Origin of the sequence: Anaerotruncus sp. DFI.9.16 (genome assembly GCF_024461615.1) — a bacterium.
In the GTDB taxonomy this organism is placed as follows: domain Bacteria; phylum Bacillota; class Clostridia; order Oscillospirales; family Ruminococcaceae; genus Anaerotruncus; species Anaerotruncus massiliensis.
The window spans coordinates 1-13,367 of sequence record NZ_JANFZX010000028.1 but is presented as its reverse complement, the minus strand read 5'-3'; the positions used below and the strand labels follow the sequence as shown (position 1 = coordinate 13,367).

Genomic DNA, 13,367 nt, shown 5'->3' with positions numbered 1-13,367 from the left:
CCTAACCCTCCTGTTTCCGGAAAATAAAGTCGTAGAGTGTCTGGTAGAGCCGGTCCGGGTCGATCGGCTTGGCCAGGTGGGCATCCATCCCGGCGGCCTTGCTCTTTTCGATGTCATCGTCGAAGGCGTTCGCCGTCATGGCGATGATCGGAATGGTCGCCGCGTCGGCGTTGCTCAGGTGGCGGATGGTCCCGGCGGCCGTCAGGCCGTCCATCAGCGGCATCCGGATGTCCATCAGGATCGCGTCGTAATACCCTTTTGGGGATTTGCTGAACAGCTCCATCGCCCGCAGCCCGTTTTCCGCCGTCTCCACCGCGAAGCCCTTGCTCTCCAGCAGCATGACCGCCACCTCGGTGTTGAGGGCGTTGTCCTCCGCCAGCAGCACCCGCCTGCCGGTGAAGTCGTAATCGGCGCCGTCCGGTTGCTGCGCCCGCTCCTCCTTCTCCCCGAGCGCCCTGGAGAAGGCGGAGACCAGGGAGGATTTGAACATCGGCTTGCTCATGAGCAGGTTGACGCCCGCCAGCTTCGCCTCATGCTCGATCGATATCCAGTCGTAGGCGGTCATGATGATGATCGTGACCTCCGTCCCCACAATGGCGCGGATCTGCCGGGCCGTCTCGATCCCGTCCATCTCAGGCATCTTCCAGTCGATCAGGATCATGTCGTAATACTTCCCGCCGCTCCACAGCTCCCGGACCCGGTCGACCGCCTTGCGGCCGCTGTCGACCCATTCGGCCATGACGCCCATCTCGTGGAGGGTGACGACGGCGCTCTCGCAGACCGCCACGTCGTCGTCCACCACCAGCGTCTTGAGGTGGGAGAAGTTGTGGTGCTTCTTCTGGTTATGGCGGAGCTTCTCCTCCTCGGTGATGCCCAGCTTCACGTCGACGGTGAACTCGGTGCCGATCCCCTTGATCGAACGCGCCGTGATCTTCCCTCCCATCAGATCCACAATGTTCTTGGAGATCGCAAGGCCCAGCCCGGTGCCGCCGAAGAGGGCGGTGGTGCCGGTGGACTCCTGCGAAAAGGGCTCGTAGATGTGGGGGAGGAACTCCTCGCTCATGCCCACGCCCGTGTCGTTGACGATGAAGCGGAGCTCGGCGTCGTTTTGGGCCCGCCGGCGCTGGGCGGCGGAGAAGGTGACCTTCCCGCCCTCGCCGGTGAACTTGATCGCGTTGGAAAGGATGTTGAGAAGCACCTGCTGGAGCTTCATCGCGTCCCCGATGTAGTAGTCGTCGAGCACGGGGTCCACGATGCACTCGTAGTCCACCCCCTTGGAGGCCGCCTGCGCGTGGCAGATGGTGCTGATGCCGCCCAAAAAGTCCTCGGTGGGAATTTTTTCGCTCTTCATCAGCATCTTGCCGCTCTCGATCCGGCTCATGTCCAGGATGTCGTTGATGAGGGAGAGCAGGAACCGGGAGGAGATCCCGATTTTGGAGATGCAGTCGGCCACCTGGTCGTCGTCCCCGATCGAATTGGCCGCGATGGTGCTCATGCCGATGATCGCGTTCATGGGGGTGCGGATCTCGTGGCTCATGCGGGAGAGAAAGTCGCTTTTGACGGCGTTGGCCTGCTCCGCGGCCACGAGCGCCGCGGCCAGCTCCTCCTTCTGCTTCTGCTCCCGCCGCACCACGTCGGTCACGTCCGCCCGCGTCATGCACACCCGGCCGAGCTCCCGGCTGATGTAGAAGACCTGGAACCGCTTGACCCGCCGTTCCCCGGCCTCCCGGAGCTCCAGTACGAAGGTGTAGGCGTCCTGTCCGGCAAGCTGCCGCCGGATGTAGCCGAAATCGAGCTTCTGTAAAAACTCCGCCCGTTCCGCCTCGTCCATGCAGCGCTCGGCGGATTTTTGGGCCTCCTCCCGGAAATCCCCCTGCGCCGGGATGGAGAGCGGGCGCTTGCCGCCGCAGGCGGCCACGCGGTACCCGCCGCTGTTCAGGTCGATGTCGGCGATGACGTCGTAGTCCAGTTCGGCGATCCGGTTGAGCAGCTGCTCCTGCAGCCGCTGCTCGGTGACGTCCGCCGTATAGAAAAACATGATGACGTCGCCGGTGGCGGGGTTCAGGCAGGTCCGCAGGTTCGTGCTGCCCCAGAAAAGGCTCCCGTCGTTGCGCCTGCGCAGGAAGCTCAGGCGGTAGTCCACCTTCCCCGCCGCGTAGTCCTCCAATACCTTGCCGCGCGCGAGCATCCGGCGGATCTCCGCCCCGTAGGCGGCGTCCACGGCGGACCCGGAGAGGTTCTGGATCGTCTTCACGTAGGTGTCCCCCACATGCGCCACGGCCACGTCCAGAGTGGCCTGGTAGCTCTCCAGACGGTCCCGGGAGACGTTGATGGTCCCCTGGATGCTGCCCTCCCGCGAGGCAAGCTCGGAAAAATAGGCAAGCTCCTCCTCGTAGAGCTCCCGGACCCGGTCGCGGAGGCGCCGCTCGTCGGTGACGTCCACGAAGACGCAGTAGAAATACTGCTCCTCGCCCCGCTCCCGGAAGAGCTGCGCCTTGATGGAAACCCACTTGACGGCGCCGCCCCTGCAGATGATTCGGTGCTCCAGCTGGATCGTATCCCCCCGCAGAAGCTGCTCCTCCAGCAGGGCGGCCGACGCGGCGAAATCGTCCGGATGGATGACCGCGGACATCCGGTTCCCCATGGCCGCGAATTCCTCGCGGGTGTAGCCGATGAACTCAAACAGGCCGTCGTTGGCCTCGATCACCGTGAAATCCGCGTCGGACCGGCAGCGGAAGACCGCGCCCGGGATGTTGTTGTAAAGGCGCAGGACCTCCTCCTGCGCCTCCCTCTGCGCGGTGATGTCGACGCAGACCGACGCGATCGCGGGGCGTCCGTCCTCCGCGACCGTCCTGCGCCCCGCGTCGTGGACCCATATGTAGGAGCCGTCCTTCTTTTTCATCCGGTACTCGACGACGTATTCTCCCTTTTCCGCGAGCTGGGCCTCCACCTGCTCGTCCACCATCCCGCGGTCGTCCGGGTGCATGCAGTTGGCGACCAGCCCGCCGATGTCGGCCACGAAGTCCGCCTCGCTCTCATATCCGAGGTAGCGGAGCATCTGGCGGTTGATGAAGTAGAAGGGGAAGCCCTCCTCGATGTACCCGCCCATCATGCCGCCCAGCAGCGAATCGTTGAGCAGCTCCTGCCGCTGTCTGGCGATCTGCTCCACCACCAGGGTCTGAGGGTAGTGCTCCTTCCCCCGCTGGCTGCCGCCCGGCTCCGCGAAATGCAGGCTGCGTACCAGCCAGGTTTCGCCGTCCTCCCGCACGAGGGTGCAGAAGATGCGAAGCCGCCAGGTGTACTGCGTATTCTTCAGGGTCATCTCCGCGGACAGGCAGCAGACATGCTCCGCCGCCATCTGTTCGTGGAGCGCCTCCAGCGCGCAGGCGAAGGGCTCCCGGAGCTCCCCCACGTCCGCCCGCAGGTAAGCGGACATCTCTTCTTTCCCGCGGGCCAGCTCGTCTTCGCCCGTGCCCACGAAATCCACCGCGTCGGACAAAAACCCGATCGCCGCCTCCGCGTCCCGCCGTTCAAACCAGTCGCGGCAGAACGCCTCCACGGCCCCCATGGCCGTCCCCCGATAGCCCATATCCCTTACCCTTTCCATAGACAGCATTTTCCCTTGCCCTCCGCCTTCGCGCGGTAGAGCGCCCGGTCCGCCCGGGCGATCAGCTCCGTCACCGGCTCCTCCGAGACGCTGAACACGACCCCCCCGGTGCAGGCGGCCGCGGCCCCCTTTGGGGCGCAGATCTTCCGGGCGGCCAGGCAGATCTCCCCGCCCTTCTTCAGCGCCGCCTCCTCGGAGCGCACCTGCCTCATGACCACCACGAATTCGTCCCCGCCGTAGCGGGAGAGGATGTCGTTTTCGCGGGTGTGCGCGCGCAGGAGCGCGCCAAACTCCTCAATGAGCCGGTCGCCCTCCACATGTCCGAAGGTGTCGTTGGTCTTCTTCAGGTCGTCCAGGTCGAAGAGGCAGACCGCCAGCGGCAGGTCCTCCGCCCGCAGCGCGCCCGCGGCGGCGGTGAAGCCCCGCCGGTTCAGAAGGCCCGTCTGGTAGTCCCGGCAGGCCTCCTCCTGCAGGGAGTCCTTCCACTCCTGGAAGGCGGTGGTCCCCATCGCCCGCAGCACCTGCCTGCGCAGGCTCTTGGCGGTGTGGGGCTTGTCCACGTACTCCTCCGCGCCCAGCTCCAGAGCCTTTTCCTCCAGCAGCGCGTCCGGCGGGCCGGTGACGATGACGGGCGTGCTCCACACGGCCCGGCTGCGCTTCACGGCCTCCAGCGCCGAGAAGCCGTCCGACCCCGGCAGCGTGGCGCTGAGGAGCACGGCGGCGAGCTTGTCCCGGTTCGCCGCGATGCAGTCGAGCGCGGCGCGACCGGTCCCGGCCTCCACGATCTGGAAGAGGTCCTCAAAGGTCTTCCGCACCAGATCCCGGTAGGCCGTATCCTCATCGGCGGCCAGGAAGACCGGCCGCCGGCGTTTGGCGCCCGGCTCCTGCTCCGCGACGGTCCCCTCTTCCCGAAGCAGCTTTTCAAACTCTTCGCTGGGCACCGGGCGCACAAAGTAGTAGCCCTGCACATAGTCGCAGTCGATCTCCCGCAGGCGTTCGAGCTGCTCCCGCGTCTCCACGCCCTCGGCCACCACATGCAGTTCCATCCAGCGCGCCAGATCCATGATAAAGCGCAGGATCCCCTGGTCGACGGGCTTTGCCGTCTCGCTCTGGATAAAGCGCATGTCCAGCTTCAGCACGTCGATCGGCAGACGGTTGAGCATGTTGAGGGAGGAGTACCCACTCCCGAAGTCGTCCATTTCGATCACAAAGCCCAGCTCCCGCAGGCGGCCCGCCGTTTCAATGATCTGGTTGGGGTCCTCGGTGTAGGCGCTCTCCGTGATCTCCAGATGGAGCCGCGCGGGCGCCAGTCCGTATTTCCGCACCGTTCCCAGCAGGATCTCCGCGATATCCGCCTGATAGATGTCCGCCCGGGACACGTTGACGGAGACCGGGATGGACGGCAGGCCGGCGTCGTCCCACTTACGCAGGAAGGAACAGCTCCTGTCCCAGACAAAGCGGTCCAGCTTGGTGATGAACCCGTTGCGCTCGAAGAGGGGGATAAACTCCGCGGGGGACTGGAGGCCCCACTCGGGGTGCGCCCAGCGCACCAGCGCCTCCGCGCCCGCCAGACGGCTGTCCCTGATCCGGTATTTGGGCTGGAGGTAGACCTGGAACTGCCCCTGCGCCAGGGCGGACTCCATATTGTCGATGATGGCCTGCTCCCGCAGCAGCTTGCCCCGCAGCTGGTCGTCGTAGGCGGCGAAGTACTTGCCGTACTGGCCCTTGATGCTGCGTGCGGCCAGCAGCGCCCGGTCGCACATCTGCTCGACCGGGACGCCGCGGTCCTCGACCGTGTAGATCCCCCACTTCATCACAATGCTCCGGGCGTTCGCGAGGGCGTTTACCTCGCCGCTCACCCGGACGAACATCTCATCGCTGTAGTCCGTCCGGCGCTCCAGCAGGCAGGCGAACTGGTCCGCATTGAGCCTTCCGCAGATCCCCGCGTCCCCGATGACCGTGCGGTAGAGCGCCGCGATGTCGTGCAGCAGGCGGTCCCCCGCCGGGATGCCGAAGATATCGTTGATGAGCTTGAAGTTGTCGATGTCGGAGCAGACGATGTCATACTCCTTTTCCGGATTCTGCCGGAGGGTCTCCCGGACCCGCTGGTAAAAGTATTCCTTGCTGTACAGGCCGGTCAGCCGGTCGTACTGGAACTGGTTAATCATGGCGGCGGTCTCCCGCAGGCTGATGATGCTGGCGGCGCGGTGCAGGATGATCTGCGCCTTATAGGGCTTGGCCACAAAATCCGTGGCGCCGTGGGACAGGGCCGCCACCTCGTCGGCCTCGCTGTCGCTCTGCGTGGTGACGATGACCGGGATGGACGCGTAGTCGGGGTGGGCCTTGACGATTGAGAGGAAGGTGTAGCCGTCCATGACGGGCATGACGATATCCAGCAGGATCAGGGCGATCCCCTCTCCGTGCAGCTCCAGAAGGCCGAGCGCCTCCCGCCCGTTCCCCGCCTCGAGGACCCGGTACTCCGAAGACAGGATCCCGCTGAGCGTCGCCCGGTTGATCTCGCTGTCTTCCACTACCAAAACCGTTTTTTGTGCAGCCATATCTTTGCCCCTTGCTCCAACACGGACCGGGCCGCGGGCATACGCCCGCTGCTTCTCCGTTTACTCTGTTCACATGATGTTTACATTCTATCACGGCGGAGGCGGCTTGTGCAATCTTTTTCGGCGTAATATGACCGAACAGGCGAATATTTTATCTAAGTCGTCCTTCTTGTTCCATCTCTTCAAAAAATTGGATTGTAATCATAAGTAACTTTCGCTAACCTGTCGTTTTGCCGGCCGGCAATGCTATAAAAAACAGACTGGGCGGAGCCGCGGCGAGGCGTTTCGGAGGCCAACCGCCCGCATGGCGGCTCTTAGGCTGGAAATGCGGCACCAAATAAAAACAACCAGCCTTTCGACTGGTTGTTTTTATTTGGTGCCGCAGAACAGACTTGAACTGTCACGGGGTTGCCCCCGAGGGATTTTAAGTCCCTTGCGTCTGCCGATTCCGCCACTGCGGCAGATTCCGCCCCCCTATCATACCCCAAGCGGGCCGATTCGTCAAGACTGGCGGCCCGGCGGCGCGGGCAGCTCGGAGAGCAGGGAGAGCTGGTCGGCGGAGACGTAGCTGTCCACCGAAAAGGCAAAGAGCACCTGGTTGTAGCGGCCGAGCCTGAGGCTTTGAAGCAGCTCGGGCGTGGCGGTGGCGGTGTCCACAAAGGTCACCTGCTCGTAGTAGATCAGCAGGAAGGGCAGGTAGCTCTGCACCGAGCGGTCGCCGAAAATCAGCAACCGGTTGATGTAGGAGGGGTTGCCGATGTCGATGTCGACCACCGGGGAGATCCCGCCGAGCGGGATGTCCATCGTGCCGCCGAGCTCCTTTTTGAATTTCGGGTAGAGGGTGTAGTAGCGGCGGGAGGTCCCGTCGGCGCTGTAGTGGGTGACGGTGTAGCTGCGCTGGTACTGGGAGTTGTAGTTGTAGACCGACACCCGGTCGGGCGACACCTCCCGGTAGGGGGAGAGCGCGTAGAGATCGCCGTAATAGTCGTAGTCGATGTGCTCGATGGAAAAATCCTCAAGCGCGCGGGGACGCAGGCCGAGCTTTTTGGCCACCGCCGTGTAGATGTAGAAGCCGCCCAGCCCCGTCGTGGTGTTGTCGGTGTTGTAGTAGATGTACTCATCCTGGTGGTTGAAGAGGGTCGGGTAGACGTTGATCGCCGTCACATGCCCCGAGACGCGGCGGTAAACGTCGTCGATGAGCTGCGGCTGGTTATAGAGGGGCGCGATGCTGTCGTAGGGCACCTTGCCCTGCTGGACGGCGCAGGCCGTCGGGATGAGCATCACATAGCTGGGAATCTGGTAGTCGTCCGCAAAGTCGATCATCGCGAGCGTGTTGTCGTTGATGACCGACAGGCTCTTGGGCTGCACGTCGAGGGTCAGCGAATCCCCCGAGATGAAGACGCCGTTCTGCTCCTTGCCGCCCCCCATATAGTTGAGGGAGACCTGCAGGCGGCGCAGCGCGTCGGAGGAGGGGAACTGCCCCGCGAACGCCTGCTCGAGCTTCGCAAACGTCCCCGACTCTCCGGCCACCGCGTCCCACAGCGGCCGTCCGCCGCCGCGCAGCAGCAAAAAGAGCGGCACCGCGAAGACCGCCGCCAGAAAGACGACGCCCGAAAGTTTTTTGCTCATGCGCGGTTCCCCCTTTCAGAGAATTTTTGCCGCCCGCTACAGCAGGTAGGCGGTCGTCACGACCAGCAGCGCGGCGGTAAAGACCGCCGAGGCGACGCCGTAGGTGCGCGGCAGGTGCTTCTTCCACAGGCCCGCGAACCAGCCGACCAGCCCCGTCGAGGAGACCGCCGCCAGAATGAGCACGAGGTAGTGGGAGGCGAGCAGGTAGAGCACGCTCTTGCTGCTCTCGAGGGTGGCGAAGCCCCCCACGCCGAACATCATTTTAAGGAACCCGAGCGACTGCCCCGGCGTGCCGCCCGAAAAGAACGCGAAGGAGACGAGCACGACGAGGGTGGTATAGAGCCACCGGAAGAGGGTGGGAATCCCGTCCATATAGCGGCTGAGGAAATAGCGCTCAAAGATGACGAACGCCGCGAAGTAGACGCCCCAGAGCAAAAGGTTTAAACTGACGCCGAACCACAGCCCCATCAGGATGGTGACGAGCAGGATGTTGAACACGCCGGAAATCACGCTGCCCTGCGCGCCGCCGAGGTTGATGTAGACATAGCGGCGGATGTAGCGGTTGACGGTGATGTTGAAGCGGGCGAAAAAGTCGTTGACGCTCGTCGCCTGGTAGGGGTAGTGGAAGTTGTCGGGCAGCTCCACGCCGAAGACCAGCCCGATCCCCTTGGCCATGTCGCAGTAGCCGGAGAAGATGAAATAGACCGAGAAGGCGAGCGTCACCACCATCGTCCACACCGAAAGCGCCGTCATATTGAGGGCGGGCATCCCGCGCAGCGAGCCGTAGAGCTCGTAGACCGCGTCCCCGATGATCACCTTTTTGCCGAGGCCGACGAGGAAGAGCCTGCCGCCCTCCCCCGCCCGCTCCAGCGTCATGCGCATCCCCTTGACCTGGGGCATGAGCTTGTTGTGGTAGACGAGCGGCCCGGCGTAGAGCCGGGGGAAGAAGAGGTTCATCAGTGCGAGCGCGGGCAGGTTGCGCTCGGCGTAGGTGTAGCCGAAATAGCAGTCGATCACATAGCCGCAGGAGGTGAGCGCCACCACCCCGAGCCCGAGCGGGAAATGCGCGCCCCAGACCGGGCCGAGCGCCCCGTAGAGCAGAAAGATCGCCACGCTTTTGACCGCCGAGCAGATCATGATTCCCCGGCGCAGGCGGGGCATCTTGGAGGCGCGTTCAAGCAGGCGGCCCATCAGGTAGTCGAAGAGGACGATGCCCGCGAGCAGCAGGAGGTTCTCCCCCTCGAGCCACCAGTAAAAGAGGGCGGAAAAGGCGAGCAGGACCGCCGGGCGCCAGCGCATGGGGCTGATGAGGCAGACGGCGATCGTCAGCGGCAGGAACAGGTAGACGAAGGAGAGGCTGTCGAGATGCACGTCCGCGCACCCCCTTTCGTTGGTTTGGGCGGGGTCAGTGGGTCTCCAGGAAGGCGAGGAACTCCCCGCGGGTGTAGAGGGCATTGATTGCCGAAAGCATCGCGTTGGCGTTCATGCGCGCGGGCAGACCGAGCGCGGCGAGCACGCGGCGGCGCCTGCCGGCGCTGTCCGGCCCGCCGGACAGCCCCCACTCGACGAGATCCGCCTTGGTGACGGGCGCGGCGCGCTTTGCCGGGGCGGGGGCGTCCTGCCCCTCCACGGCCACGCCCGCGCGCCGCAGCGCGTCGAGCAGCACCCCGGCGGGCATCCCCTCCACCCCGAGCTTGCCCTCGGCGGAGGGCTGCGCCTTGCGCCGCTCCTTGCCGAAGATGTCCGGAATATACACGTGGGTGATCTTTTCGGGGTCGACCGCGCCGGCGATGTGCGCGCGGATGCGGAAGCCCGCCGCGTCGGAGTCGGTCAGGATGATCACGCCGTTTTTCTCCGCGAGCGCGCGGATGTAGGCGAGCTTTTCCCTGTCGCGGAAGACGTCGAACCCGTCGGTCGTCACGATCGTCGCGTCGACGAGCGACGAGAGCTTCGCCTTATCGTATTTTCCCTCGACGATCACCGCCTGCTTTAATTTGATCATCCCGCTCGCTTCCCCGTCAGTAAAAATAGTTTGGTGATCGTTTCCTCAAGCACGACCCGGTCGTCCCCGCCCGTGCTCTTGAGGCGCATGTCCGCGTCGGCGAGCAGCGTCAGCATCTTCCCGAGCTGCCCGGCCGTATAGCCGCCGCTGTCGCTCATCGCGTTCTTGATCGCGAAGGTGCGGTTTTTGGCGTAGCCGAGTTCCGCCGCCGCGCGCTCCGCCGGGACGTTCGCCTGCCGCGCCGCAAAGCCGCGGTAGAGGTCGCAGAACGCCCCCGACAGCACCGCCAGCACCTTTCCCGCGGGCTCCCGCAGGTAGATGAGCTGGTCGACGAGTTCCATCGCCGCGTCGAACCGCCCCCGCAGGATCGCCTTGGAGAGGTCGAACACCTTCGCCTGCAGCACCGTCGTCACGACCGCGTCCACGTCCGCGCGCTCGATCCTGCCTCCGCCCACATAGGCGCAGAGCTTGTCGAGCTCGGTGGCGAGCAGCTGCAAGTCGTCGGTGCACCGCTCGACCATGTAGGAGGCCACCGCGCTTTCCAGCTCGCAGCCGTTTTTCTGTGCGCGGTCGCGCAGGAAGCGCAGCGTGTCGCTGCTCCTGCGGCTGCCCAGCTCGACGACGCAGCCCGCGCCGTCGCACGCCTTCACGAGCCTGGCGAGCTTCTCCCTTTTGGCGGGCGGGTTCTTGACGGTGATCACCACCGTCGTCGTGCGCGGCGGGTCCGCCAGCACCCCGCACAGCTCGTCGAGCTGCCCGGCGTCCAGCTTGTCCGGGTCGAGGTCGAGGGTCACGCACCGCCCCTCCGAAAAGAAGGGCAGCGACTCCACCGCGTCGTAAAACGCCTGCAAATCGAGGCTGTCCCCCTCGAAGCGGTGGAGGTTGAAGTCGTTGAACTCCCCGCCCAGCGCCTTTTTGACGAGCAGCTTTTCATAGTTCGCAATCAGGTAGGGCTGGGTGCCGTGGAGCAGGTAGACCCGCTCGAGCTCGGGACCCTTGACATGCTTGGCAAAATCGCTCTCCATCTGGAAGCGCACGGCGCGCCCCCCCTTTCTTCTATGGAATCCGCAGCGTGACCACCACGCTGCCGAAATACCGGTCGTTCGTTTTGACCGCCACGCCGGGCGCGGCGACCAGCTCGTTTTTCGCGTTGACGAGCAGATCCGCCTCCTGCGGGGACTGGGTGAACTCCTTGACGATGCGCAGATTTCCCGCCTCGAGCCGCAGGGTCTCCGCGTCCCACCCCGCGGCGGCAAGCCCCGCGCACCCGAACAGCTCCGCCGAAAACCCGTAGGTCCCGTCCAGCCCGAAGGCGGCGTCGGCGGGCACCTCCCCCAAAAGGAGCAGCGCGGGGTTGGAAAGCAGGTCCGCCTCCCGGCGCGCGGCCAGCAGGTCGATCCGCTCCACCCCGTGGTCGCGGAAGAAGGCGCGCAGGTTCCGCGCCTCGTAGAGGGAATCGGGAACGCCGATCAGCGCGCCCTGTCCATGATAGGCCACGGCGACCGCGGAGCCGTTCTCCGGCAGGGCGATCTCCATCGTGTTCCCCCACGCCAGCGACTGGGAAAACGCGCCCGCCGTGAGCGCCAGCGCCGACAGCGCGGCGGCCTGCCGCCTGACGGCCGGCTTCACCCGCAGCGCGGCCAGGACCGCGCCGCCCAGCAGGCAGGCGCCCATCCACAGCACGAGCCAGTCGCTGCGAAGCGGCAGGGCTGCAAACCGGAACCGTGACCACCACTGGGCCGTCTCGGTGATCGCGCGGACGGACACGCCGCCCACAAGCCCGAAGAACCGCGCCGGGACCGCGAGTACGGGGAGGAACCCCGCGAACCCGCAGAGCAGCCCGCCCGCGAGGGCGAAGGGGACCGCGGGCGCGACGATCAGGTTGACGAGCGGCGACACGAGGGATATCTGGCCGAACCGCCAGCAGAGCACCGGCGCGGTAAACAGCTGGGCGCAGAGGGTCGCGGACAGCATTGAGAGGAGCGCGTAAGCCTTCGGGCGGGTCTCCTCGAGCGTGAAGCCGCCGACCCCGCACAGGCGTTTGGAAAACCATCCGGCCATCGGGCCGGATGCGGCGGCGATGCCCATTGTGGCGAGGTAGGAGAGCTGAAGCCCCGTGCTGAACGCGGCGTAGGGGTTGCAGAGCAGCATCAGGACGACGGCAAACCCGAGGGAATTGAGCGTGTCGGAATCGCGGCCGCAAAGCAGCGCGGCGCGGCAGACGATCAGCATGACGCCCGCGCGCACGACCGAATGGGAAAAGCCGGTGAGGCCCATGAGGAAGAGGACGGCCGCGATCTCCGCGATGCCCCGCTGCCGCCGCGAAAGGAAGCAGGCGGCAAGCAGCGCGTCGATGAGCGCGACGAAAACGGAAAGGTGCAGGCCGGACACCGCCAGCAGGTGGGAAATCCCCGCGCGGGAATAGTCGTAACGCAGTTCGGGGGAAAGCCCCTCGGTACGGCCCGTCACGAGCGTGGCGAGCAGCTCTCCGTATTCGTTGGGAAGCTCGTGCAGGATATTTTGGCGGATGCCCGCGCGGTATTCCGCGAGCGCCACCCGCAGGCCGCCGGGCCGCTCCCCCACAACGGCGGGCGCGCCGGAGACCGTCCCCCGGAAGCGGAAGCCGTCCGCCCAAAGGCGTTCCCGTTCCGCTTCGGGGACCTCCAGCTTTAACTCCCATTCTACCACATCGCCGGGGGCAACCGCAAGCGCGGCGGGCGCGCTCACCTGAATCCGCGCGCCCGAAAGGCCCGCGGGCATCCCCTCGCGGTCCGCCGTGAGGGACAGCCGGGCGTAGCTGCCGTAATCCGCGCGGTCGGTCACCACCGCACGCACCCGCCGCGTCCCCTCCCGACGTGCGGCGGGCTCCACGGCCAGCGCGTGATAAACCGCCAGCGAGAGCATACAGGCGCAAAAGGCCGCCGCCGCGGAATAGGTCCACAGCGGCAGCCTGCCTTTCAGGAGCAGCGCGGCAAAGACAGCGGCCCCGATCCCCGCGCAGATAAGCGGGTCCCAGCCGAACGTCCCGACCGCAAGAACGGCGGCAAACCACACGAGCCCGCCGATATGGAACGCCCTGTTCATCCCTTCGGGGCGGATGCGCGCCTGTCGCTGCGCCCCACCAGATAGTCGATCGTCACGCCGTAAAAGGCGGCGAGCTTCACCGCAATCCGCAGAGGGATGCGCCGCGTTTTTTCCTCGTAGCGCACATAGGTCCGCCGGTCAATGCCCAGCATCCTTGCAGTCTCTGCCTGTCCCAAACCGGATTCCTCCCGCAACGCGCGCAGCCTTGGATAGCACATGGCGATCACCTCGCTAGTATGATAGCACGATGCTAGCCAAAGGCGCAGTTTTATGAGTTTTACTCATAACGAATCTTAATCGCCTTCCGCCCAGGGGCCGGAGGGCTTGCCGGTAGTCGACCGGCGGCGGTTTTGGATTTTCCGCCCGGGGGGCGGAGGGGCTTTTTATCGCCCTCCTTTGGAGGGCTAAGGGGAGCCGCCTGCGGCGGCAGAAATTGCCGGGTCCCGCCCCGGCGGGCGGGCCGACTTCTTGCGCGCCCAAGAAGTCG

Annotated in this window: 8 protein-coding genes and 1 tRNA gene; all 9 read right to left on the bottom strand. The window is 65.3% G+C overall.

Annotated elements, in window-relative coordinates; translation table 11 throughout:
• Nucleotide 1: 1 nt before the first annotated feature.
• Nucleotides 2-3,607 carry a response regulator gene (locus tag NE609_RS11030; RefSeq protein ID WP_256152511.1) on the bottom strand — a complete coding sequence of 1,202 codons (3,606 nt, stop codon included), beginning with the start codon at nt 3,605-3,607 and terminating at the stop codon, nt 2-4.
• A complete protein-coding gene (locus tag NE609_RS11025) occupies nt 3,595-6,165 on the bottom strand; it encodes an EAL domain-containing protein (protein WP_256152510.1) in 2,571 nt (856 codons plus the stop codon). Before NE609_RS11025 ends, NE609_RS11030 begins: the two co-directional genes overlap by 13 nt.
• A gap of 374 nt (nt 6,166-6,539) precedes the next feature.
• Nucleotides 6,540-6,626: transfer RNA gene (locus NE609_RS11020), tRNA-Leu, on the bottom strand.
• Between the two features lie 40 nt (nt 6,627-6,666).
• Nucleotides 6,667-7,794, bottom strand: a complete 1,128-nt coding sequence (locus NE609_RS11015; protein WP_256152509.1) for a DHHW family protein — start codon at nt 7,792-7,794, stop codon at nt 6,667-6,669.
• Nucleotides 7,795-7,830: 36 nt separating this feature from the next.
• The gene (locus tag NE609_RS11010) at nt 7,831-9,165 is read right to left on the bottom strand and encodes an MBOAT family O-acyltransferase (RefSeq protein WP_256152508.1); all 1,335 of its coding nucleotides are present in this window, start codon (nt 9,163-9,165) and stop codon (nt 7,831-7,833) included.
• Nucleotides 9,166-9,199: 34 nt separating this feature from the next.
• On the bottom strand, nt 9,200-9,796 hold the full coding sequence (locus NE609_RS11005) for a toprim domain-containing protein (RefSeq protein ID WP_256152507.1): 597 nt from the start codon (nt 9,794-9,796) through the stop codon (nt 9,200-9,202).
• Nucleotides 9,793-10,833: a DNA polymerase III subunit delta gene (gene holA / locus NE609_RS11000; RefSeq protein WP_256152506.1), complete on the bottom strand. Its 1,041-nt coding sequence runs from the start codon at nt 10,831-10,833 to the stop codon at nt 9,793-9,795. The genes NE609_RS11005 and holA overlap by 4 nt, the downstream gene beginning before the upstream one ends.
• A gap of 19 nt (nt 10,834-10,852) precedes the next feature.
• Nucleotides 10,853-12,880 (bottom strand): ComEC/Rec2 family competence protein, encoded by a 2,028-nt coding sequence (locus NE609_RS10995; RefSeq protein WP_256152505.1) that lies wholly within the window; start codon nt 12,878-12,880, stop codon nt 10,853-10,855.
• Nucleotides 12,877-13,098, bottom strand: a complete 222-nt coding sequence (locus tag NE609_RS10990; protein WP_199724013.1) for a helix-turn-helix domain-containing protein — start codon at nt 13,096-13,098, stop codon at nt 12,877-12,879. Before NE609_RS10990 ends, NE609_RS10995 begins: the two co-directional genes overlap by 4 nt.
• Nucleotides 13,099-13,367 lie beyond the last annotated feature (269 nt).